Annotated in this window: 19 protein-coding genes; 1 reads left to right on the top strand and 18 read right to left on the bottom strand. The window is 43.8% G+C overall.

The genetic code is table 11. The features are described 5' to 3' along the window. Positions 1–57: 57 nt before the first annotated feature. The 11 genes from G4417_RS04315 to gpr all read right to left on the bottom strand — a co-directional run bounded on the left by G4417_RS04315 (position 58) and on the right by gpr (position 15,018). Positions 58–1,155: a hypothetical protein gene (locus G4417_RS04315; protein WP_173682739.1), complete on the bottom strand. Its 1,098-nt coding sequence runs from the start codon at positions 1,153–1,155 to the stop codon at positions 58–60. Beyond that, complete coding sequence (locus tag G4417_RS04310) at positions 1,152–1,586, bottom strand: hypothetical protein (protein WP_173682738.1); 435 nt, start codon at positions 1,584–1,586, stop codon at positions 1,152–1,154. The genes G4417_RS04315 and G4417_RS04310 overlap by 4 nt, the downstream gene beginning before the upstream one ends. A gap of 151 nt (positions 1,587–1,737) precedes the next feature. Then, positions 1,738–2,448 carry a ComF family protein gene (locus G4417_RS04305; RefSeq protein WP_243872072.1) on the bottom strand — a complete coding sequence of 237 codons (711 nt, stop codon included), beginning with the start codon at positions 2,446–2,448 and terminating at the stop codon, positions 1,738–1,740. A gap of 112 nt (positions 2,449–2,560) precedes the next feature. Next, complete coding sequence (locus G4417_RS04300) at positions 2,561–4,825, bottom strand: ATP-dependent RecD-like DNA helicase (protein WP_173682736.1); 2,265 nt, start codon at positions 4,823–4,825, stop codon at positions 2,561–2,563. A gap of 105 nt (positions 4,826–4,930) precedes the next feature. Beyond that, complete coding sequence (locus G4417_RS04295; RefSeq protein ID WP_173682735.1) at positions 4,931–5,920, bottom strand: rod shape-determining protein; 990 nt, start codon at positions 5,918–5,920, stop codon at positions 4,931–4,933. A 253-nt stretch (positions 5,921–6,173) separates the two neighbouring features. After that, complete coding sequence (uvrA, locus tag G4417_RS04290; protein ID WP_173682734.1) at positions 6,174–9,014, bottom strand: excinuclease ABC subunit UvrA; 2,841 nt, start codon at positions 9,012–9,014, stop codon at positions 6,174–6,176. A 161-nt stretch (positions 9,015–9,175) separates the two neighbouring features. Beyond that, positions 9,176–10,318, bottom strand: a complete 1,143-nt coding sequence (gene hemW, locus G4417_RS04285; RefSeq protein WP_173682733.1) for a radical SAM family heme chaperone HemW — start codon at positions 10,316–10,318, stop codon at positions 9,176–9,178. A gap of 29 nt (positions 10,319–10,347) precedes the next feature. Next, on the bottom strand, positions 10,348–10,665 hold the full coding sequence (locus tag G4417_RS04280) for a hypothetical protein (protein WP_173717666.1): 318 nt from the start codon (positions 10,663–10,665) through the stop codon (positions 10,348–10,350). A gap of 139 nt (positions 10,666–10,804) precedes the next feature. Further along, entirely contained in the window at positions 10,805–12,613 is a 1,809-nt protein-coding gene (gene lepA, locus G4417_RS04275; RefSeq protein ID WP_173682731.1) for a translation elongation factor 4, read from the bottom strand. Positions 12,614–12,741: 128 nt separating this feature from the next. Further along, positions 12,742–14,025 (bottom strand): stage II sporulation protein P, encoded by a 1,284-nt coding sequence (locus G4417_RS04270; protein WP_330598144.1) that lies wholly within the window; start codon positions 14,023–14,025, stop codon positions 12,742–12,744. 78 nt (positions 14,026–14,103) lie between these two features. After that, the gene (gpr, locus tag G4417_RS04265; protein ID WP_173682730.1) at positions 14,104–15,018 is read right to left on the bottom strand and encodes a GPR endopeptidase; all 915 of its coding nucleotides are present in this window, start codon (positions 15,016–15,018) and stop codon (positions 14,104–14,106) included. A gap of 217 nt (positions 15,019–15,235) precedes the next feature. On the opposite strand from gpr, the gene rpsT reads away from it, so the two are divergent. After that, the gene (rpsT, locus tag G4417_RS04260; RefSeq protein WP_173682729.1) at positions 15,236–15,499 is read left to right on the top strand and encodes a 30S ribosomal protein S20; all 264 of its coding nucleotides are present in this window, start codon (positions 15,236–15,238) and stop codon (positions 15,497–15,499) included. A gap of 122 nt (positions 15,500–15,621) precedes the next feature. On the opposite strand, the gene holA is transcribed toward rpsT, so the two are convergent. The 7 genes from holA to G4417_RS04225 all read right to left on the bottom strand — a co-directional run bounded on the left by holA (position 15,622) and on the right by G4417_RS04225 (position 24,002). Then, positions 15,622–16,608 (bottom strand): DNA polymerase III subunit delta, encoded by a 987-nt coding sequence (gene holA, locus G4417_RS04255; protein ID WP_008706160.1) that lies wholly within the window; start codon positions 16,606–16,608, stop codon positions 15,622–15,624. 173 nt (positions 16,609–16,781) lie between these two features. Then, entirely contained in the window at positions 16,782–17,699 is a 918-nt protein-coding gene (gene nadA / locus G4417_RS04250; protein ID WP_173682728.1) for a quinolinate synthase NadA, read from the bottom strand. Positions 17,700–17,718: 19 nt separating this feature from the next. Continuing rightward, positions 17,719–18,267: a transcription repressor NadR gene (locus tag G4417_RS04245; protein ID WP_173682727.1), complete on the bottom strand. Its 549-nt coding sequence runs from the start codon at positions 18,265–18,267 to the stop codon at positions 17,719–17,721. 74 nt (positions 18,268–18,341) lie between these two features. Beyond that, on the bottom strand, positions 18,342–19,193 hold the full coding sequence (gene nadC, locus G4417_RS04240) for a carboxylating nicotinate-nucleotide diphosphorylase (protein ID WP_022380105.1): 852 nt from the start codon (positions 19,191–19,193) through the stop codon (positions 18,342–18,344). Continuing rightward, positions 19,186–20,475, bottom strand: a complete 1,290-nt coding sequence (locus tag G4417_RS04235) for an L-aspartate oxidase (protein WP_173682726.1) — start codon at positions 20,473–20,475, stop codon at positions 19,186–19,188. The genes nadC and G4417_RS04235 overlap by 8 nt, the downstream gene beginning before the upstream one ends. A 259-nt stretch (positions 20,476–20,734) precedes the next feature. Further along, entirely contained in the window at positions 20,735–23,032 is a 2,298-nt protein-coding gene (locus G4417_RS04230; protein WP_173682725.1) for a DNA internalization-related competence protein ComEC/Rec2, read from the bottom strand. Positions 23,033–23,069: 37 nt separating this feature from the next. After that, positions 23,070–24,002 (bottom strand): GerMN domain-containing protein, encoded by a 933-nt coding sequence (locus G4417_RS04225; protein WP_173682724.1) that lies wholly within the window; start codon positions 24,000–24,002, stop codon positions 23,070–23,072. Positions 24,003–24,009 lie beyond the last annotated feature (7 nt).

Genomic DNA, 24,009 nt, shown 5'->3' with positions numbered 1-24,009 from the left:
TTCCTTTATTATTTTATGAAATTGATCTGGAGCGTGTTTGAATAAACAGATCCTTTTTTACAGATTCTTTAATGATTCTTCCAGTTTCTTCTCGAAATCGACATCATTCATATCAGAATTTCTTTCTACAGGTGCTGCCTCTTCCGGTATCTGTACCTCATCTTCATCACCGTGGAAAATAGGATTTGCATAAGAAACAACTTTCTCCGGTGCAGGCCTATCAGCCGCTTCCGTATCTCCGTTGATCTTCTTAATACTTCTCTCCGAAGTGGCAACTGATGCCTTCGGTACTGCCTTAACATAATAATAATATTCATCATCCTCGTATTCCAGCCGTTCAGTACGACTGTAGTCTCCACCGAATACGAAAAATTCCAGCAATAACCCTATCACAACGGAAATCACAGTATAAATAATCTGTGCAATTACATTAATATTAAGTCCGAAATAAAATCCACCAGCCAGAATTACCAGCACATATACTACCCCACCTGCGACAATGGCAATTCTCCATGCATAATCAAAGGAACGGGTACGGATAAGATTTACAAGTAAAATAACTACAATAAAGGCAATCACTGTGATCCACATGCCCCAGTTCTGAACGATTCCATCTGCCAGAAGCTTCAGTTTATCAGCCATAATAACATCTGAATTCTCCAGCAATTTGTGCTGCACACGTATAAACCTGATAAAATAATAAAGAATAACGCCGCAGCCTGCCGGAAGTGCAGATGATGCACTGCACAGAAGTCCACTGCCAACAGGAAGAAGTGCCGGGACACTGAATCCAAATGAAAGCGGCGTAAATACCAGAACCAGATTATTTCCCGCACTGAATCTCAGAAATAAAATTGTCATAAACAGGATCAGCACAAGCATAAATCCCGCAACCTCAATCCCGACTGCATAACTATGTGCGATCATAAGCACAAATCCGACAAAAATCATTACGCCGGAAGGCAGTATAGAACAGATCAGAGCCAGAATAAGCACAATAAATATATTATTAAGCTGTGTCATATAGCCCATATTTGCATTGATCCACAGAAAATATACCAACGCCAGAACAAAACGCAAAAACGGCAGGATATAAATTTCATACTGACCATACAGGTTTTTTATTTTCTGTTTTAATTCGAGTAATGCTGTCATTTTTTATATCCTCCTGAAACTCCTCTTGCTGAAGATTTTTTCTCTTCACGGCTGTATATTTTATTTAACTGCGTAAGTTCCTCATAGTAATTCTTTACACTCTTCTTCGCTTTACGGTACTTAATTGTGTATTGGATATATGTCAGCACCGAAAAAAGTACCAGAACTATCACATAGCCCACAACCGCTTCTATTCCAATTGAAACAAGGTTCATCTTATGAATATTATCTATCAGATATTCGCCAAAATACACAGCTATACCAGCCAGAACCAGACAATAGCTGATCGTCACAAGAAAAAAGTTCTTGATCATCGCAAGTCCGATATAGTCACTTCTGTAATACCTGCTGACCGGAAGATATTTCTTTCCTTCCCCCTGTTCATACATGGCAAGTCTGTTCATGATCTTTATCTTTTCTTCATTTAACATAAACTACTCCTTACTGTATGCTTTTCCTTTCGTCATAAGTTGATATCCGTGGACTATTGTACAGATACATCCTGTTTCCGTCCTCAATATCATGATATAATCATACATATTAATTGTAACATATATCATTATTTATGGAAAGTATTTTTTCTCATGTCCTTCCTATACAGACTGTAAGAAAATAAACATTTTCCGCGCCTTTTTTCTTCAGACAGAAGGCCATGGCATCTATGGTGCTTCCTGTTGTATAAACATCATCGATCACCAGAATATCCTTACCTCTGACATCTTCTGACACTGCAAAAGCCTTCTCCAGATTCTTTCGCCTCTGTAAAGCATTTAATTTCTTCTGAGATTTTGTCTTTATAACCTTTCTCACCAGATTCGTATCAGTCATGATCCCTGTATAACAACTGAGCTTCTCTGCAAGATACGCAGCCTGGTTAAACCCTCTCATCCTCTCCTTTGATCTGTGTACAGGCACAGGCACGATCAGATCCGGGTTCCATTCCCGCAGTTCTTTCTGCGCATATCTGTACATTGCTCTGGCATAAAAGTCACCATATTCTCTGCATCCATAATACTTATATCTGGTAACAGATCTTCTCATGATTCCATCATAGACAAAAATACCTCTTCCCTGTTCGTACACATGTCTGTGCTTCTGACAGTCCCTGCAGTATTCTCCTGTTTCTATGGGCTTTCCACATTTGTAACATCTGGGATGACCAATTGGACGAAGTGCTTTCTCACATTCCGGACAGATCATCCTTCTCTGATCCTTCAGAATCTTCTGACAGACCGGACAGCATCTCGGATAAAAAATATCCGCAACTATATTCAGGAGCCGTTTCATTTTCATTTCCTTTCACTATTTTACTCTCTGTTTTGCTATCCTCTGTATTTCTGTTTTTCTCATATTATCGGAATAAATTTTTTTGTTATTATTCAGTCATAGATAACAGTCTGCAATATCATTCTTCACCATCTGTATTATTATCCCCTGTAGTCTCACTCAGTTCTCTGATCCGTTCATCCAGTGCACTGTATCTCTTCTGCTGTTTTTCATTGCGTATCATCTCTGCAAAGGTCTCCTCGTTTCCCACAACCGTCACACATTTTCTTGCTCTGGTAACTGCGGTATAAAGAAGGTTCCTGTTTAAAAGCATCTGTGGTCCGGAAAGCAATGGAAGTATGACTGCCGGATACTCAGATCCCTGAGACTTGTGGATTGTAATAGCATATGCAAGTTCCAGTTCCTCCAGCTGTTTGAACGAGTACATTGCAAAACGTCCATCCTCAAATTCCACTTCTGCTGTCTCAGCAAATTCATTGATTTCCCTGAGGATTCCGGTGTCTCCGTTAAATACTCCCACGCCTTTCTCAATGACAACCCCATATCGTCCCCGGATTTCCCATTCCATCTGATAATTATTTCTGATCTGCATGACCTTGTCCCCTGTGCGGAACAGCCGGTCTCCAACCGCCCTCTCGGATTTCCCGTCTTCCGGCGGATTCAGATATCTCTGCAGGATCTGATTCAGCCGCTCTACTCCCAGAAGCCCCTTTCTCATAGGCGTCAATACCTGTATCTCAAAGGGTTTCGCATCTACATAACGCGGCAGTTTCTCCTGGATCAGTGCAATCACTACTCTTATAATGATATCTGCATCATATCTCTTCAGAAAAAAGAAATCCCGGCTCTTATTATTGATCTGTACCTGTTCTCCTTTATTTATCTTATGGGCATTTACAACAATATCACTCTCTGATGCCTGTCTGAATATCTTAGTCAGTTCCACTACCGGGAAACATCCGCTTCGGATAATATCTCTCAGCACATTGCCAGGACCTACACTTGGAAGCTGATTCTCATCCCCCACAAGGATCAGTCTGGTTCCTGCTGTCACGGCAAGAAGAAGAGAATGCATCAGATGGATATCCACCATAGACATTTCATCGATGATAATTACATCTGCCTCCAGAGGATTCTGCGCATTTCTCTCAAATTTAGCTGAATGCCCGTCCCTCTCTTCCTCAGGCATTCCTTTCAGTTCCAGCAGACGGTGAATTGTCTGCGCCTCATATCCGGTAGTCTCTGTCATTCTCTTTGCAGCACGTCCGGTAGGTGCAGCCAGCCGAATCTCTGCACTTTCTCCCTCAAAAAAGCGGATGATCGCATTGATCGTTGTCGTTTTACCTGTACCGGGGCCTCCTGTAAGAATAAAGAGTCCATGATCCGCTGCTTCAGTGATTGCTCTCTTCTGCATTTCATCCAGAACAGTTCCTGTCTCTTTCTCGATCAGCTCAATTCTGTGCCTGACAAGCTCTTTATCCTCAGGACACACAATATTCAGTTCATTAAGCATCCTGGCAGTGTTCAGTTCCAGATAATAATACTGTGCCGGATAAACGATAGTTTCTCCGCTTTTTTCTTTCAGCACCAGCTTCCTGTCAATAACCATATCCATAAGGTGTTTCTCCATATAGGATTCATCCACTCCCAGAAGTCTGGCACATCTTGTAAATAACTGTTCCCTCGGAAGATAAGTATGTCCTTCTCCCGAAGCCTGCAGAAGAGTATACAGCATTCCGCTGCGGATTCTGTAATCTGAGTCTGCGTGAATACCGACTCTGGCAGCAATCTCATCAGCAATCTTAAATCCCACACCGGAAATATCTTCCGCAAGTCTATAAGGATTCTCCTGAAGGATCGTATAGACAGATTCCTTATATTTCTGATAAATCTTTGCGCCCAGGTTCAGGGAAATCCCATATTTCTGCAGAAAGATCATAGCCTTGCGCATATCCGCCTTCTCACTTACCTGTTCTGCAATCTCCCGGGCTTTTTTCTCGCTGATTCCTTTTACCTCAGCAAGCCGTTCAGGCTCTTCTTCTACGATCCGAAGAGTATCATCCCCGAATCTCCTCACGATCCTGGAAGCCAGTGCAGCACCAATTCCTTTAATAGCACCGGAACCCAGATAGCGTTCTATTCCATAAGTATCCTCCGGCATCTTCTCTGTAAAGGAACTGATCTGAAACTGTTTTCCATACACCGGATGATGAGTATATACTCCGGTTGCTTCAATAGACGCCCCCTGTGTGACCGCCGGGAAACTTCCCACGCAGGTTAACTCTTCTTCTTTTTTCGTACCTTTCAGTACCATAACTGTATATCCGTTATCTTCATTTCTGAAAATAACATGATCTATGTATCCTGTAACAGTTTCGCTCATGTGCTTTTCTTACACCTCCAGCTTCCTCTATAGCACTTTCAAAGAATAACGTGAATTTCAACTGAATAACACAAAAAGGCACTGCGCTATACAGTACCTCCTGCTTTATCCGTCAAAACGTGCCATTACCTCTGCATACTTACCGGTTCCCACTGCTACCACACTCATTGCATCCTGCACAGTCAGTGTGCTTACTCCTGTTCTCTGCTCAATCAGCGTATCTATCCCATGAAGAAGGGCACCTCCGCCTGTAAGTACGATTCCTCTGTCTACAATATCCGCAGCCAGTTCCGGCGGTGTCTTTTCCAGAACTCCATGGACAGTCTCCACAATCTGACTTGTAGCATCCTTTAATGCCATGCGAATCTCTTCAGAAGTAAGTGTTACTGTCTTCGGCAGACCGGTGATCACGTTTCTCCCCCTGACTTCCATTGTTCTTGGATTTGACTCCTCAATAGCTGTTCCGATCTGTATTTTAATCTTCTCTGCCATGTCTTCTCCGATAAAAAGTCCATGGTTCTTTCTCACATAATTCAGTATAGCCTGATTAAAGTTGTCCCCTGCAACCTTCACTGACGCAGAAACCACAACCCCTGCAAGGGAAATAACAGCAACATCCGAAGTTCCGGCTCCAATATCCACAACCAGATTTCCAAAGGGCTTGGTCACATCCACCCCGGCTCCGATTGCCGCAGCTATAGGCTCCTCTACCATATAGACATCTCTGGCACCTGCCTGATAGGTTGCTTCCTCCACTGCTTTTCTTTCAATCTCTGTAATTCCGCTTGGAACACAGATACTGATCCTGGGCTTGCGGAAAGCTCTTCTTCCTATTGCTCTGGATATAAAATATTTCAGCATCTTCTCTGTAACTGTATAATCAACGATCACACCCTGTCTGATAGGACGGATGACCTCCATATCTGAAGTAATGCGCCCCTCCATCAGGCGGGCTTCTTCACCAATCGCACGTATCTTCTCTGTATTTTTATCATAAACTACAATGGAAGGCTCATTTAATACAAGCCCCTTTCCCGTAGAATAAGCCAGACTGTTCCTGGTTCCCAGGTCAATTCCAATATCACTTGCCGGCATGGAAATCCCCTTTCTGTTTTTGCGTTCTCTTAATCCTCTTCAACTGATCATTATTTTTTACAGCCTTTACAGAGGACTTATCCGGTTTGTTTATAACAACTCCATAAAACAATGCAACCAAAACGGTCCAACAGGGCTTCACACCATGATAAGCCGGATCAGGATACATTATTTACGAGGACTGCTATAAATAATCTCTTCTATTATATACAACTTCCATTTAAAAAGAAAGTCCTGCAATATGATTTCAAAATTATTTCAGGTATTTCTTTACATATTTTCCGGTATAGGAAACCGGTGACTGTGCCACCTCCTCAGGAGTTCCCAGGGCAACTACGGTACCGCCTTTATCTCCGCCCTCCGGTCCGATATCAATGATATAATCTGCAGTCTTAATCACATCCAGATTATGCTCGATCACAACTACTGTATTACCGCCCTCTGATAATCGTTTCAGAATCTCCACCAGCTTATGCACATCCGCAAAATGCAGACCTGTGGTAGGCTCATCAAGAATGTAGATTGTCTTACCTGTGCTGCGTTTACTCAGCTCTGTGGCAAGCTTGATCCTCTGTGCCTCTCCTCCGGAAAGCTCTGTGGACGGCTGTCCCAGCCGGATATAGGAAAGTCCTACATCATAAAGAGTCTGTATCTTTCTTTTAATGGAAGGAACATTTTCAAAAAAGGTCAGTGCCTCTTCTACAGTCATGTTCAGTACATCGTAAATGCTCTTATCCTTATATTTCACTTCCAGAGTTTCTCTGTTATATCTTTTTCCTTTGCAGACTTCACATGGTACATATACGTCCGGAAGGAAATGCATCTCAATCTTGATAATACCGTCACCGCTGCATGCCTCACATCTTCCGCCCTTTACATTAAAGCTGAAACGTCCTTTCTTATATCCTTTTGCCTTGGCATCTGCTGTTGCTGCAAAAAGATCTCTGATCTGGTCAAATACCCCTGTATAGGTCGCAGGATTGGAACGCGGTGTACGGCCAATAGGTGACTGGTCAATATTGATAACCTTATCCAGTTGGTCTGTTCCCAGAATATCCTTATGTTTTCCCGGAATCACTCTTGCCCGGTTCAGGTCTCTTGCCAGACGTTTATAAAGAATCTCATTAATCAGAGAGCTCTTTCCGGAACCGGAAACTCCTGTGATACAGGTCATGATCCCAAGGGGAATTTTCACATCAATATTCTTGAGATTATTCTCTGCCGCTCCCTTGATAGTAAGAAAACCAGTTGGCTTCCGTCTCTCCGAAGGTACCGGAATCTTTAATTTCCCGCTCAGATAAGCTCCTGTAATGGAATCCTCATTCTTCATCAGATCCTCTGCTGTTCCCATGGCAACCAGTTGTCCGCCATGCTCCCCTGCACCGGGTCCGATATCTACAATACAGTCTGCAGCACGCATGGTATCTTCATCATGCTCTACAACGATCAGGCTGTTTCCAAGATCACGCAGCTTCATCAGTGAACTAAGCAGTCTGTCATTATCCCTCTGATGCAGTCCGATGCTTGGTTCATCCAGAATATAGGCAACTCCCACCAGTCCGGAACCGATCTGGGTAGCCAGACGGATTCTCTGCGCCTCGCCGCCGGAAAGAGTTCCTGTCGCACGTCCCAATGAAAGATAATCCAGTCCTACATCTGACAGGAAACTTACCCTTGCCCTGATTTCCTTCAGAATCTGCCGGCCAATAAGCTGCTGCTGCTCAGAAAGCTGCATATCTGCCAGAAATGCTTTCAGCCTCTCTATGGAAAGATTGGTGATCTCATAAATATTCTTATCCGCCACAGTCACAGCCAGTGATTCTTTCTTTAATCTCTGACCTTTACAGGTTTTGCACGGAGTAATGCGCATGAAGGATTCATACTCCTGCTTCATGGTATCAGAACCCGTCTCTTTGTAACGCTGCTCCACATTTCGGATCAGTCCGGGGAATGCCACATCATAAACACCCTCCCCACGCTGTCCTTTATAGTAAACCTTTACAGAATGTCCATTGGTTCCATTGATCAGAATGTCCTGTATCTTCTCCGGATACTCCTCAAAAGGTGTTGCCAGGCTGAAATCATATTCTCTGGCAAGGGCATCCAGGATTGCTCTGGAAAAGCTTCCCTCATTTGTGCAGGACTGCCATCCTGTAACCACAATGGCACCATCCAGGATACTCAGAGATTTATCCGGGATCATCAGGTCAATATCAAATTCCATTTTATACCCAAGTCCCAGACAATCCGGGCAGGCACCAAAAGGATTATTGAAAGAAAAGCTTCTCGGTTCAATCTCATCCACACTGATACCGCAGTCAGGGCAGGAAAAGCTCTGGCTGAAATTGTGGATATTTCCGTCCATAGTATCTACCATCAGAAGTCCCTCTGCCAGATCCAGAACTGTCTCAACGGAATCTGAGAGTCTCTTCTCAATCCCCGGCTTCACGATCAGACGGTCTACCACAATCTCTATGTTATGCTTGATATTCTTGTCCAGACTGATCTCCTCAGAAAGTTCATACAGGTTTCCGTCAATCTGCACACGTACATATCCGCTTCTCTTTGCCTGCTCCAGAAGCTTTGCATGAGTTCCCTTGCGGCCCCGCACAACAGGAGCCAGAAGCTGGATCTTCGTTCTCTCCGGAAAAGACATGATACTGTCCACCATCTGGTCAACTGTCTGCTTCTTAATCTCTCTTCCGCACTTCGGACAATGGGGAATTCCCACTCTGGCATACAGAAGTCGAAAATAATCATAGATTTCTGTCACTGTTCCTACTGTGGAACGTGGATTGCGGTTGGTAGATTTCTGATCAATGGAAATGGCAGGCGGCAGACCTTCAATACTCTCCACATCCGGCTTCTCCATCTGACCCAGGAACTGTCTTGCATAAGAAGAGAGAGATTCCATATAACGGCGCTGTCCCTCTGCATAGATGGTATCAAAAGCCAGCGAGGATTTACCGGAGCCGCTCAGTCCTGTAAATACCACAAACTTATCTCTGGGAATATCCACACTTAAATTCTTAAGATTATTAACATTAGCACCTCTGATTCTGATAAAGTGCTTCTTCGTTGTATCTGCTGCCATTGTGGGCCTCCTGTTTCTCATTTATAAATAATAACTGTTTCTTACCTTGACAGTTACACCTTTGTCGTATTTTATGATATTCATGGATTGTTGCACAGTTTCGCTGCTCCGCAATCCTCATGGCATCAGTATAGTACAGGAACATTTGTTCGTCAAGGCGTTTACGGCAAAAAATCCGCCATAACAGAATTGCTTACATGGATTCCTTCTCTGCTCAGAAAAATCCTTCCATTTTCTTCCAAAAGCAGTCCCATTGACTTATATTTTCTCAGAACATCCCCGTATATTGCATCTATTTCACTGCCAAACTGCCGCTCAAACTCAGCTTTTGAGATTCCTCTGGTCATGCGAAGTCCCAGGAACATGAACTCCGCCATCTCATCCTCTCTGGTGAGGGGCGGCTCCTTTTCTCTTATTTTTTCCGGAATTCTGCTGTTTTCCAGATATTTTTTCATATCCGGTGTATTGGCAAAACGTTCCTTTCCATAAAGGGAGGAAGCCCCCAGGCCAAACCCCAGATAATCCTGTCGGATCCAATAGCCCACGTTATGCCTGCATTCTCTGCCCTTCTTTGCGTAATTGGAAATCTCATACTGCTCAAAGCCATATTCTCTCAGAATCTGTACTGTTGCCTCATACATATTGTACTCCGTATCTTCATCCGGCAAACTCAGCGTCCGCGATGCAAAAGGTGTGCCCTCCTCAATAATCAGGCTGTATGCGGAAATATGTTCCGGTTCCAGTCCTGCAACAGTGCGAAGATTGTGGATCCATCCTTCATAAGTCTGATCCGGGATTGCACTCATCAGATCAATATTGATATTGTCGAACCCTGCATCTCTTGCACTTCTGTAGGTCTCCAGAAACTGCTCATAATTGTGGATCCTTCCAAGAATTTTCAATTCCCTGTCATCCGGTGACTGTAAGCCTATACTCAGGCGATTGATTCCATATGTTCTGTATGCCTGCAGTTTGTTTCTGTCTGCAGTCCCCGGGTTTACTTCTATGGTAATCTCAGCATGATCCGCAATCTGAAATTTTCGTCTTATATGATTTAAAATATCTCCTATGAATCTCTCATCCAAAACAGAAGGAGTGCCCCCTCCAATAAATACAGAGGATACACTCCTTCCTTTTCCTTCTTCTGCTGCATTGATTTCTTCAAGCAGAGCTTCTACATAATCAGCCTGCTTCTTTGGACCTGACGGACCGGAAAGGAAATCACAGTAATCACATTTTTTTATGCAAAATGGAATGTGGATATAGATTTCCATGGGAGAATCTGTGATATTCCTTCTCTCCATTGTAATCTGCTCCTGTTATGACCTGTTTTCTATTCCTCAGTATCTGATGTACTGCTGTCTTGCTCATTGTTATCTGCTGAGTCGACACTGTTATCTGTACTGCCGGCATCACTTTGGCTGTCTGAACTTTCCGCAGATGAGATACCTGCTGCATTCTGCTCTGTCAGATACGTATTTACCATTGTCAGATTACCATTGGTGGTAACTGCTGCGGAATCTACCTGATCCGGTGCCGGAGTGGGACTTGTCTCTTCCGGTGCAACACTGATCTGGATCACTTTGGAGGACGTTTCATCTACCTCCTTGGTTTTCCCACATCCGGAGACAGAAATTCCAAGCAATAACATACATAGTATAACTGTTTTTCGCTTAATCATTTTCTTCAATATCTTAACCTTTTGTTGAGATGAGCACTATTCACAGGTAACTGTTCAGTACCTTCACAGTTATGTGGACAACAGACTGCCGAATAGTTACATTCATACTTTATTTATCATCCAGTTTCAATACACTCATAAATGCTTTCTGCGGAATCTCCACATTGCCTACCTGACGCATACGTTTCTTACCTTCCTTCTGTTTCTCCAGAAGTTTCTTCTTACGGGAAATATCACCGCCGTAACATTTGGCAAGTACATCCTTACGCATGGCTCTGACTGTCTCTCTGGCAATAATCTTGCTTCCGATAGCTGCCTGGATCGGAATTTCAAAAAGCTGACGTGGAATCTCGTCTTTTAATTTCTCGCACATCTTACGGCCTCTCTCATAGGCTGTATCTGCATGCACGATAAAGGAAAGAGCATCCACCTCTTCTTTGTTTACCAGAATATCCAGTTTCACAAGCTCACTGCGCTCATATCCGCAGAGCTCGTAATCCAGAGAAGCATAGCCTCTTGAGCGGGATTTGAGGGCATCAAAGAAATCATAGATAATCTCATTTAACGGCAGCTTATATTTCAGAAGCGCACGTGTTTCTTCCATATAATCCATTCCCAGATACTGCCCTCTTCGTTCCTGGCAAAGATCCATAATTGCACCGATAAATTCGGTTGTTACCATGATCTCGGCATTTACCATTGGTTCTTCCATATATTCAATCTCTGACGGGTCCGGCAGATTGCTTGGATTTGTCAGATTGATAACTTCGCCGTTAGTTTTGTGTACTTTGTAAATAACACCGGGAGCTGTGGTCACAAGATCAAGGTTGTATTCTCTTTCCAGTCGCTCCTGAATAATCTCAAGATGGAGCAATCCCAGAAAACCGCATCGGAAACCAAAGCCAAGGGCTACGGATGTCTCTGGTTCATAGAACAGAGAGGCATCATTGAGCTGAAGCTTCTCAAGAGCATCTCTCAGATCACCGTATTTGGCACCGTCTGCCGGGTATAATCCGCAATATACCATAGGGTTTACTTTCTTATAGCCCGGAAGTGCTTCTGCACATGGTCTTTCCTTGTCTGTAACTGTATCACCTACACGGGTGTCGCCAAGATTTTTGATGCTGGCTGTAATGTATCCTACCATACCTGCTGTCAGTTCCTCGCATGGAATGAACTGACCTGCACCGAAGTATCCGACTTCCACAACTTCTGTGGTAAAACCTGTTGCCATCATATGGATCTGGGTGCCTCTTTTCACACGGCCATCCATGACACGGCAGAATACAATAACGCCTTTGTATGCATCATAAACGGAGTCAAAGATCAGGGCTTTTAATGGTGCATCTACATCACCATGCGGTGCCGGGATCTTTGTTACAATCTGTTCCAGGACTTCTTCTACATTAAGTCCTGTTTTAGCAGAAATTCTTGGTGCGTCATGGGCTTCAAGGCCGATGACATCTTCGATTTCATTTACCACACGATCCGGTTCTGCACTTGGCAGGTCGATTTTGTTGATAACCGGAAGGACATCCAGATCATGGTCAAGGGCGAGATATACATTTGCCAGCGTCTGGGCTTCGATTCCCTGAGCTGCATCTACTACCAGGATTGCACCGTCGCAGGCTGCAAGGCTTCGGGATACTTCGTAGTTGAAGTCTACATGGCCGGGGGTGTCGATCAGGTTGAAGATATATTCTTCGCCGTCTTTGGCTTTGTATACGATTCGTACTGCCTGAGATTTAATGGTGATTCCACGTTCTCTTTCGAGTTCCATGTTGTCCAGTACCTGTGACTGCATTTCACGTTCGGTCAGGGTACCTGTCATTTCGATGATTCGATCGGCAAGAGTGGATTTGCCGTGGTCTATGTGTGCAATAATACAGAAATTTCTGATTTTGCTCTGGTCTATCATTAAGGATTTCCCTCCTGAGTTCTTTCTTATATACTGTAATTGATGGGTTTGCTAATTCTGTATTATAGCATATGGAGCGAGGGTTTGTCATCTATTTATCTACAGGGACGCACAGAAATCAATCTGCATTATTTATGAGGATTGTTATAGCCTTGCAGTACCTTGTCTAAGATGTCGGCAAATGGTTCCATAGCATTTTTTACTTCCTGGACAGTGTTGGTCTGGGCTCCGGCTTCCAGAAGAAGGGAGCGGGGACGGAGGTGGAGGTTGTAGCGGTAACCTGCAAGGTAAATTCCCCGGTAAAATTGAGGATAGTATTGGGCTGCCTGGTATTCCAGCTGGAAGGAGAATGCCAGATTTTGCTGTATGTAAGGATTGGGCAGATAGTCCAGAGAACCTTTGGATGACGTGTAGCTCAATCCATTGTAAAAAAGAATCTGGGCTGTTGGCTTTCCGTTGATTTCCGTTACAAGATGGCGGTCTTCGGGGATGCCGTCCCGGTGCAGGTCTATGATTACCTGAATATCCGGGTTTTCCTGAAGATAAGGTTCCAGATAATCACGGGCATAATCATAAGCGGCGCTGCGATCCAGTTCACCGCCTGCCATGTCGAACTGCTCTTTGAGATGGACTACCTGATAACCATAGTTTTCTGTGAGAAGCTGTGTCAGATAATCTCCTACTCCTACAATCGTGTCGGATTCTTCCCCCTCTCTGGAATCTGCGAAGGTTTCCTGAGAATGGCTGTGATAGATCAGGATCTGAGGAGTATCGGTTTCTTTGGTGATTTTTAAGTCCTGTTTCAGAAAATCTTCGGCATTGATCTGTACGGCATCTGCTTCTGTGTTGGAATCTACGATATAGAATTGTCCCAGAAGATAATTATAATCTGCCAGTTTTTCGGGGGACAGGTCGATCATTGGATGAGGAACTGCAGCAGCAATGGTTTCTGTACTGTCCTGAATATTCCGGACATTCTGCGCTGCTGACTTTGGCGGCTTCTGTGATTTGTCCGGTTCAGGATTTTCCGGTGACGCAGTTGTTTTTTCCGGCTTAGGTGTCTTGTCTGATTCTGATATTTTCGCTGATTTTACTGTTTTTGAGGGGATTGCTGTTTCTTCCGGTACCGGTGTAGATTCTGGTGTCTGTAATTCTTCAGATTCACCTTTTTCTGCCAGCAATTGTTCGGACCGTGCACGCTCCCCCAGATATTTTCCGTTTTCTCCTGCTATTTTTTTATAAGTTTCAATATCTTCATAGGAACTCATATGAGCTCTTTTTTCCAGAAAGCGGTACAGGGGCAGATGCCTGTACACATTTTCTCCTGTAAAAAATGTCCCTGGCAATACTGCCAGAGTGGCAAAAAAGCACATGCTAAGCAGAATGCAGAACGCTTTCTGAACGTTTGTCACATGGATCACCTCTTGACTTATCCTATGTCCATGTTTTCTCATTTATAACCGGTTCACACTGACGGAACAATTTTCCGGTCAGCCGCCTATTTCCTCAAACGCCATATTCAGTCCTTCTGAGATTGTGAAGCTCAGATATTTTACTGTCTCGTCCACATCTTTAGGAGTTACAAACATGGTGTGAAGATGAGGAGATATCATTTCTTCCAGAAATTCTTTCTGTTCTGCCTCTTCCAACGTTTCCAGAAGGTGTGCCATAGAATCATGAACAATAGTTGCCGCATCTACTACAGTGGGTATTCCGATCCCGATCACTTTTACCTGCAGATTTTCTTCTGTAAGTCCCACCCTGTGATTGCCCACACCGGAACCCGGGTTAATTCCTGTATCTGTGATCTGGATCGTACGGTTCAGGCGTCTGGTGCTTCTTGCTGCCAGTGCATCAATGGCGACCACTATGTCCGGCTTTGTCTCTGCCACGATTCCCTGTATGATCTCAGATGTCTCCATGCCTGTCTGCGCCATTACTCCCGGGATAATTCCGCTGATACGGTGCATTCTTTCTTTCCCAAGACTCTGCAGGCCATACTCTCTTATCATATGCCTTGTTATATGAAGATTCTCTACCACATGGGGTCCCAGGGAATCGGCTGTGATTGCTGAATTTCCCAGGCCTACTACCAGAATGGACTGCTCACGTTCCAGATTGATCATATTCTGTAAATGACGGGCAATTTCCAGGGAAATTTCTCTGTGATAATCCTCATCATGTACAGAAAGCCCCGGAGCTTCTATTGTAATATAGCTTCCCTGAGGCCGTCCCATTGTCCGGGCACCGTTTTCTGTGGTGATCTTTACCACAGTGGTACGGATATCTTTCTCTTCATTATAATCTTCGTGGATTTCCACCCCCCGGACTTCTACTTTTTTTTCTGTAAACCGTTCGGTTGTCTCCAGTGCCAGGTCTGTTCTTATTCCGTAATTATCCAGCATCTCTTTTCCCTCCGTACTTCATTCAATATTTGTTACTGTTTACTCCGTTCTTATAACAACTTTTTATATCTATTTTTAGCTTTTTTTATGGAAATATGTATTGACAAGAAAAGCTATTTGAGATAATATATATAAGCATGTTCATAGGAGCGCCCGTGTCTGTTTCTATGACAGGAGTATAATAATATTTTACCGAATTAAATTGGAGGTGTACGAATTGGCTAACATTAAATCTGCTAAGAAAAGAATTTTAGTAAACAGAACTAAAGCAGCAAGAAACAAAGCAATCAAATCTGCAGTTAAAACTTCTATGAAGAAAGTTGAAGCAGCAGTAGCAAATAAAGATAAGGCAGCTGCAGAAGTAGCATTAAAGGATGCTGTTTCCACAATCAGCAAAGCTACATCCAAAGGTGTTTATCATAAAAACAACTGTGCAAGAAAAGTTGCCCGTTTAGCTAAAGCTGTTAACAGCATTAACTAATTATAGATTGAATTTTTAATTATAAGCTTATGATTAAAAAGGACAGCCATCACCGTCATGTGGCTGTCTTTTTTGTTATTATCTTTTGTAACTGCCAGAATATCCGGCAGTTACCGTTTTTCCTATTTTACTTTACTACTGTACTTAATGATCAGTAATTCTACGCTCAGCTTATCTTCCAGTCGTCCTGTTTTTACTGATTCTTCCGCATCCACAAAATCTTTTACTGCCTGTTCCAGTTCAGATATGGTGTAAGCTCTGGCACATGTTGTAATGTTTCTCACAACAAATCCGGGAACTCCCAGTTTCGAAGCTATTTCTGTCTGTGCAAGTCCTGCTGCTGCAAACTGTTTTGCCAACAGCAGCTGGCGATACTGCTTCGCAAGAAGAAACAGTATCCTCATCGGTGGCTCTTTCAATGTCAGCAGATCATAATAAAGTTCCAGTGCACGCTTCTGATTTTTCTCTGTTACTGCACGCACCATATCAAAAATTCTGTTGGTTGTCTGGGTGGTGCAGATTTCTTCAATATCCTCTGCAGTCACCACATCCCTGCCTTCTGTATAACTGATAAGCTTCTCCATCTCCATCCTGAGATTCCCCATATCAGTTCCTGTTTTGGTCAGCAGAAGTTCCATGTCTCTCTGGGTGATCTTTTTCCCGGCTTTCCCCAGGATCCCTGCTGCCCAGCGCATCAGAGTTTTTTCATCCTGTCTGATAAATTCCGCAATACTTCCGCAGGCTTTTACTGCTTTGTACATGCGGTTTCTCTTGTCTACTTCCGTTTCTGCAAAAACCAGATACAGATAGTCCGGCAGCTCTTTCATATAATCTGCCAGTTCCTCACACTTATTTTTGAAAAAACCTGTATCTTCCAGCAAAACAACTCTGCGCTCTGCGAAAAATGGCATGGTTTCACAGAGGTCGATCAACTGTTTTACATCAATCCCCTTGCCTTCATAGTGATTGAAGTTCATAGTATCCCCATCCGGATTCAGTGCCTTTACCAGATTCTGTTTATACTGTTGTTTCAGATATGCTTCCTCTCCATAGAGAAGATACACCTGTTTAAAATTTCCTGATTTAATGTCTGCCTGTATGTTTTTCAATTTTCTACTCCTGAGGCTGTTTTGTCTGTAACTGTTCAGCAATCTGTTGTTCTATTCACAGATACCAAGATATCAGACTGCAGAGCAGTTACTTTGTTACTGTTCTCAGTAACGTTACTTTTATTGTATCAATTCCATGACATAATAGCCAGCAGAAAATTTCAGATTATTATTCAGCCGCCCAGCTCCACCATTCTGTGAATGCATCTTCCGGCGCCTTCCATGATATTTTCCGGAAGGAGGATTTCTTCCCCGCCCTGTCCTTTCAGGCAGTTGTAGATGTCCATTAAGGTGGTAACCTTCATATTCATGCATGTAAGCTGTACTGCAACCGGGTAAAATTTCTTATCAGGACATTCAAACTGAAGATGCTCTACAATGCTGTTTTCTGTTCCGATGATAAATTCTTTATGTTCAGATTTCTTTGCAAATTCCATGATTCCTGTGGTGGAGCCTACATAATCAGCCTGCTCTACTACTTCCTGACGGCATTCCGGGTGTACCAGGAAAAGTGCATCCGGATGCGCTGCGCGGGCTTTTTCTACATCTTTTGCACTGACCACGATATGTCTCGGACATCCGCCTTTATAAAATGCAAAAGTTTTCTCCGGAAGCTTTTCCGCCACATAATGTCCCAGGTTCGGATCCGGAATAAATAAAATCTTATCCTGCTCCAGCTTTTTGCAGATTTCAACTGCTGATGAGGACGTAACGCATACGTCACATTCTGTTTTCAGTTCTGAAGTTGTATTAATATAGGCGACAACTGCATAATCCGGATACTGTGCTTTTAATTCACGCAGACCTTCCAGATCCAACTGCTCTGCCATAGGACATCCGGCTACAGGATTAGCCAGCCAGACTTTTTTCTTCGGGCTTAAAATCTTGCAGGTTTCTGCCATAAAACGAACGCCGCACATGATCACACCGCTGCAGTCTCTTTTGGATGCCTGTACACTCAGGCCATAGGAATCTCCTGTATAGTCTGCTACTTCCAGAATCTCCTGACCCTGATATGCGTGTGCAAGAATACAGATATCCTGTTCTTTTTTCATTCGCAGGATTTCCTGCTGAATTTCTGCTATTGTCATCTTCTGAATCCCTTCTTACTTATATATTATGATGTTTTTCCTTTTCCCATGGCTGAAGTGGTGCAAGGAAACCTGCTTTCTTTAACTGTTCTCCGATCAGATCCAGCCTTTCCTGGCTGGATGCTTCTATCAGATGATAATGATACCCGGAAGTAGCACTGCTTAATACGCTGGAATGGCTGCTATTGATCGCCCGGACAAATTCATTCACATCCTGTCTGGAACGAATATCCATCTCTGCAGTGACACGGCCATAAACCCTGTGGCTGATGCTGATATTTTTCACTCGCCCGCCACAGTCCACGATCAGATTCAGTTCCTCCGCTGCCTGTTCCTGCCCATGGCGTACTTTAAATTCTCTGGTGCATGCAATATCTTTATCCTGCTGCAACACATATCCTCTGGTCGTTGACAGGATTCCCGGTGTAGATGCACGTATCACAGCCATATCCTGCACGATCACCTGTCTGCTTACTCCGAACTGTGATGCCATCGCCCTGGCAGCCACAGGTTTTTCTTCCTGCTGAAGGAGCTTTAAAATTTCAGTTCTTCTCTGAGCAGTATTCATACTTTCCCATCCTTTCTCCACGATATAATCCTATAGCAAATTATCCGCTGCAAAACAGCTTCGCTGCCATGTTATTATATTGCATGAAGATTCTTCATGGAAATGTCAAGGATTGGAGCAGAATGTGTCAGTGCACCGCTGGAAACAAAATCCACACCTGTTTCCAGGATTTTGGCGATATTTTCCTTTGTGATATTTCCGGAGCATTCTGTCTGTGCCCGGCCTGCGATAAGCTCTACTGCTTCTTTCATCATTTCCGGTGTCATATTGTCAAGCATAATGATATCTGCTCCTGCTTCTACTGCTTCTTTTACCTGTTCCATAGTCTCTACTTCAATCTCGATCTTACGGACAAATGGTGCATATTCTTTTGCCATGGCCACTGCTTTCGCTACGCTTCCGGCTGCTCCGATATGATTATCCTTAAGCAGTACTCCGTCAGAAAGATTATATCTGTGGTTGCATCCGCCGCCTATGCGTACAGCATATTTTTCAAAAACACGACAGTTCGGAGTTGTCTTTCTGGTGTCCAGAAGTGTTACCTTACTTCCTTCCAGAAGCTTTGAAACCTGTTTTGTATAAGTAGCGATACCACTCATTCTCTGGAGATAATTCAGGGCAACTCTCTCTCCGGAAAGAAGCACCCGGATATCTCCTGTTACTGTTCCAAGAAGATCGCCCTTCTTTACTGCCTCACCGTCTTTAAAGTTGAAACTGATCTCTGTTTTCTCATCCAGAATCTGGAATACTCTCGCATATACATCCAGTCCGGCAATGATTCCGTCTTCCTTTGCGATCAGATCTACGGTTCCTTTTACTGCGCTTCGCATCACTGCATTCGTGGAAACATCCTCACTGGTAATGTCCTCCTGAAGCGCCATACGGATCAGCTTGTCTGCCTGCATTTTCATTGTAATACTATTCATGACTTTTTTTCATCCTTTCAATCTCTTTTAATACGGTTTCGTGGCAGGCATTAAGCAGTTCTTCTCTGCTTTCATACATATTCATATCAATTGCATCTGCCCGCACATATTCCGGTGTCTGTCCAAATATCATATCATCTGCAGCCTTTCTTGCAAAGACCAGAGATTCCAGAAGAGAATTACTTGCCAGACGGTTTCTTCCATGGACGCCATTACAGCTTGTCTCTCCACAGGCATAAAGTCCCTTCATGGAAGTTTTGCTTCCCAGATTTACCTTGATCCCACCCATAAAATAATGCTGTGCCGGAACAACCGGGATTGGCTCTTTTCTCGGATCAAAGCCTTCTTCCACGCACTGTTCATAAATATGAGGAAAATGTTCCAGAATTGTTTTCTCTCCCAGAGGGCGCATATCTTCCCATACAAACTCTGTTCCATCCTTTTCCATCTGGGCAAAAATCTTCTGGCTCAGCAGATCTCTCGGCTGTAATTCGTTTGTAAAACGCTGTCCGTTCTTATCATACAGGAGTGCACCTTCTCCTCTGACTGATTCTGAAACCAGGAAACGCCGTCCGGATTTCTTTGAATAGAGAGTTGTCGGATGAATCTGGATATAGTCCAGATTTTCCATTTCCACATGGTGCTTCATGGCAATTCCCACACCATCTCCTGCAATATGCGAAAAGTTGGTAGAGTTTTTAAAAAGCCCGCCGATTCCGCCGCAGGCAAGAACCACATACTGAGAATAAACAGGAAATGCCTGGTCATTCCGGTCCATTGCAATGATTCCGCAGACTGTATTGTCTTTGGAGATCAGGTCTACCATAGTCATATATTCACAAATTTCAATATTTTCTTTTATTTTTGCAGCAGTTAAGAGAGTCTGTGTGATTTCTTTTCCTGTAATATCTTCATGAAAAAGAATCCTTGGCTGGGAATGTGCTCCCTCTCTGGTAAATGCCAGATTTCCAAGACCATCCCTTGCAAAATCCACATGATAACGCAGAAGATCTCTGATAATATCATTGGAGCTGCGGATCATCAGATCTACTGCCCGTTTATTATTCTCATAATGTCCTGCCCGCATGGTATCTTCAAAATAATTTTCATAGTCATCTTCGCCGCGCAGCATACAGATTCCGCCCTGTGCCAGGAATGAATCTGACTGGTCTGCCTCCTGCTTGGTGATAAGCAGGATTTTCATTTTCTCCGGAAGGTTCAGTGCACAGTACAGTCCGGCTGCCCCTGTTCCCACAATAATGACATCATAATGTTCTTTCATCTTTCTTTCCTCACATCATGCCTGATTTTCGTTTGTCTGTGCAATTATACTCCCCGGATATACAGGTGTCAAGACACCTGTATATAATTATGACAACATTGTTTGCTTTGAGGTTACTGTTCAAACACCATTATCCCGAGACATACCGCGCGAATTTATGCGATTAGCATAAGTTCTGTGCATCGCGAAGCGTGTTGCTTTGAACGTAACCACTTTGAAAATCCTACTGCTTATTGCTTTTCACATCTCCACAGGGGTCTTACTTGATTCGGTTAAAGGCAGAAACAGATTTTCCATTGACTATTGTAACCGCCCCACAGTCTCTGGTGATCAGTACTCTGCTTCCACTCTTCTTCAGCCGTTCCAGCGTATCCGGCGACGGATGCCCGTATGTGTTTGTTGCAGAACAGGAAACAACAGCCAGTTCCGGTCTGACGATTTCCAGAAACTCTGCTCCTGTAGAATATCTGGAACCGTGATGAGCAGTTTTCAGGAAGTCCACATCTTCAAGACACCCATTCTGTATCAGCTCTTTTTCTGTCTCCATCCCGATATCTCCGGTAAAAAGCCCTTTGAAATCTTTACTTATCATTTCCAGAACCATCGCATCTTCATTTACTTCCTTCCCTGATGCTCCGGACTCCGGCCACAGAGCCTTCAGTCTGACAGTTCCATATCTGATCTCATCTCCTGCTTTCACAGTAAGCACCCGGACTCCCGCTGCCTCTGCCAACTTTGTCAGTTCCTGATAATTTTTATTTTCCTGAATATCGCTCCATTTGGGCAGGATCAGATTCTCTATACGCAGAGAAGTCAGATCTTTCCCAACAAATTCCAGAAGTTCCCGCACCCCGCTGATATGATCTTCATCTGTGTGGGAAACATAAATTCCGTCCAGTCTGGAAATCCCTCTGCTCTTCAGATATGGAAGCAGTTGGTATTTTCCCAGTTCATTCTTATTCGTACTGCCCCCGTCGATCAGGATATTCCATCTGTTTTCTATTTCTACCACAATTCCGTCTCCCTGTCCCACATCCAGACAGGCGATACGGAAATCTTCATGCGGTCTGTAACTGATCAGCAGAATTGCAAAACATACCATACCTGCATATACAGCCCGGATTTTCCACGCAAAGATCTCACCATTTTCACTTTTCTTCACGCCCGCTCTGTATATCCACACCGCCGCTGCCAGGAGCAGATAATATCCCACGATCTGCCACATCTCTGACTTTCCGCCAATCCATGTACAAAACGAAAGTCGCCCCAGCAGCACTGTCAGGAACTCATATCCTCTCAGAATAATCCTGCCCGGAACAACAGCCAGAAATGCTCCTCTGACAGTGACTAAGCCAAGCAACGCACCAACCGTTCCACTTCCCAGTACGATTCCCACAGTAGGAAGCACAAGCAGATTCAGAAAAATCCCCATCACCGACACTTCTCCGTAAAACCACAGCACTATGGGAAGTGTGGTAAGCTGCACGACTCCGGATGCCAGAAATGACACCAGAAGTTTATCTCTGATTTTCCCCTTATCCTTAAACTCACTTCGTTTTTTCCGGTTTAATACATCCATCCCCTCCTGCACTAACGGCCAGACACAGCCAATCCCAATCACCGATCCAAAAGACAGCAGAAAACCTCCATCAAGCAGATACGCCGGGTTTTCCATAAGGATCAGAATCGCCGCTGCCGCCATTCCTGTAGGCATATCATAAATCCGTCCTGCGATCTTTGCACCTACAGAAAGTAAAAACATACATACGGCCCGCATAGTTGAAACAGTCCCTCCTGTCATCATCCCATACTGAAGCATGAGCACCAGTGACAGCAAGCCGGCTGGCCAGATACCCAGACCGATTTTTTTCAGCAGATTATACAGTCCCATTCCAAGAAGACTGATATGAAGCCCCGAAATCGCCAGGATATGGATAATTCCTGCCATCTGATAACGCATTTTCAACTCCGGATCCAGATTTGTTTTATCTCCCAGCACGATTGCTTCAAACGCTCCAGCTTCCATTCCACAGGTTTTCTCCAGAATACCTGCAAATTTCTGCTGCATATCGATCAGGAACTGCCCATATACAGAATGACTCTGCGACTGCTTCTTTATCCTTCCTTTCTTCATTACATAGTAGATCCTCTGGCAGCCATAGTATGCTTTGCTGTCAAATTCTCCCGGATTCGTGGGACTTTGCACCTCTTCCAGTTTTCCGGACACCAGAACAAGACTTCCTGCCAGAAGTTTATCAACATCACTGTTACCGCTATGATTCTTTTTTTGTTTTAAATAAACCTTTATATTATCAATGGAAACTTTTTCAGAATTGTAAATAAGATAAGTATTTCTAAGATATACAGATTGAAAATCTTCATTCTCCCGGCACCTGACCACCTCCCCGCAGATGGTGGATTCCGGATGCTTTCTGATCCATGTCTGCACAGACTGTGGCAGCGGATTCCCCCTTATCAGGGAAAATCCCAGCCAGTCTGTCACACACAGAAAAACAACCAGAAGCATGCACAGGATACACACAGGGCGTCTCCTCACTTTTGTGCCTCCTCTTTGTTTATGAATATCACTCTTTTTATTTGACTACCAGCTTATCATTTTTTTCATAAAAACGATACAGCTCCATTTTCTCACCAAAGGTATCCAACTTGTCCTTCCCGCCGACCGTAATCTGCACTTTGTCTGCATCCAGCACATCCAGCAGTGAATTTACCACAGAATATACCGGTATTTTCTCCGATACATCCAGCGCATAGGAAGAAAATACTCCATCAAATGCCACATAACAGATTCTGTCTGCTATGGTCACATTCAGAACCTCCGTATTCTCCGGAATTGTAGGGTAATGCCCTTTTTCCAGCGGTCCCTTCATTAACTGTTCCAGAACGATCCTCTCTTTGGGGATACTGCGTTTATACCGCACAGTACGCTGTTCTTTTACCAGCTTCTGACCACTCTTATCAGTAAAATAAAGCGTAAAGGTATTGCTGCAATAGGCATCCGGTTCAGTCCCCGTGAACTCGGCAAAGGTATCTGCAGTCATATTTCCCACCGCCTGTCCTTTGGAATCCGTCAGATCTTCATTTTCTATTGTAAAACGTACAGAATTAATTCCCGGAACCTGAAGGAAAGTCTTCACAACGCCTGCCCGCACAAGCAGTTCTCTGGCGCGGCTCATGCTGCTGTACTGACTGTTAAAGTTTACCACCAGCACGTCCTCTTCTATACTGTAATTCATCTGTACTCCTTCAGGAAGCAGACTGATCCGGTTCTGCGAATCTGTCTGCTGGCTGTTCATCCGCTGCATCATATCCTTAAGCATATAGTCTGCAGTTGTCTCCTCCGGAGAGTAACCTTCTTTCTGAAGCTGAGTTTCATCAGAGCTGATATGGTACAGATAATATTTGGCATCCTGCTTACCCGGATCTTCATGCACCTCCACAGAACACCCGGCCGTAAGGATGCTTAGTATTAACGCTGTTATAATAATTGAAAGTTTCTTTTTCACAATGGCA

The organism is Blautia wexlerae, from assembly GCF_013300825.1.
Taxonomy (GTDB): Bacteria; Bacillota; Clostridia; order Lachnospirales; family Lachnospiraceae; genus Blautia_A; species Blautia_A wexlerae_B.
This window is presented reverse-complemented; position numbering and strand designations above follow the sequence as displayed.

Coding starts and splice junctions, on each gene's coding strand:
- G4417_RS04315 (WP_173682739.1), bottom strand. CDS start 1,155: ATGACAGCATTACTCGAATTAAAACAGAAAATAAAAAACCTGTATGGT.
- G4417_RS04310 (WP_173682738.1), bottom strand. CDS start 1,586: ATGTTAAATGAAGAAAAGATAAAGATCATGAACAGACTTGCCATGTAT.
- G4417_RS04305 (WP_243872072.1), bottom strand. CDS start 2,448: ATGAAAATGAAACGGCTCCTGAATATAGTTGCGGATATTTTTTATCCG.
- G4417_RS04300 (WP_173682736.1), bottom strand. CDS start 4,825: ATGAGCGAAACTGTTACAGGATACATAGATCATGTTATTTTCAGAAAT.
- G4417_RS04295 (WP_173682735.1), bottom strand. CDS start 5,920: ATGCCGGCAAGTGATATTGGAATTGACCTGGGAACCAGGAACAGTCTG.
- uvrA (WP_173682734.1), bottom strand. CDS start 9,014: ATGGCAGCAGATACAACGAAGAAGCACTTTATCAGAATCAGAGGTGCT.
- hemW (WP_173682733.1), bottom strand. CDS start 10,318: ATGGAGAGAAGGAATATCACAGATTCTCCCATGGAAATCTATATCCAC.
- G4417_RS04280 (WP_173717666.1), bottom strand. CDS start 10,665: ATGTTATTGCTTGGAATTTCTGTCTCCGGATGTGGGAAAACCAAGGAG.
- lepA (WP_173682731.1), bottom strand. CDS start 12,613: ATGATAGACCAGAGCAAAATCAGAAATTTCTGTATTATTGCACACATA.
- gpr (WP_173682730.1), bottom strand. CDS start 15,018: ATGCTGGATAATTACGGAATAAGAACAGACCTGGCACTGGAGACAACC.
- nadA (WP_173682728.1), bottom strand. CDS start 17,699: ATGACAATAGCAGAAATTCAGCAGGAAATCCTGCGAATGAAAAAAGAA.
- G4417_RS04245 (WP_173682727.1), bottom strand. CDS start 18,267: ATGAATACTGCTCAGAGAAGAACTGAAATTTTAAAGCTCCTTCAGCAG.
- nadC (WP_022380105.1), bottom strand. CDS start 19,193: ATGAATAGTATTACAATGAAAATGCAGGCAGACAAGCTGATCCGTATG.
- G4417_RS04235 (WP_173682726.1), bottom strand. CDS start 20,475: ATGAAAGAACATTATGATGTCATTATTGTGGGAACAGGGGCAGCCGGA.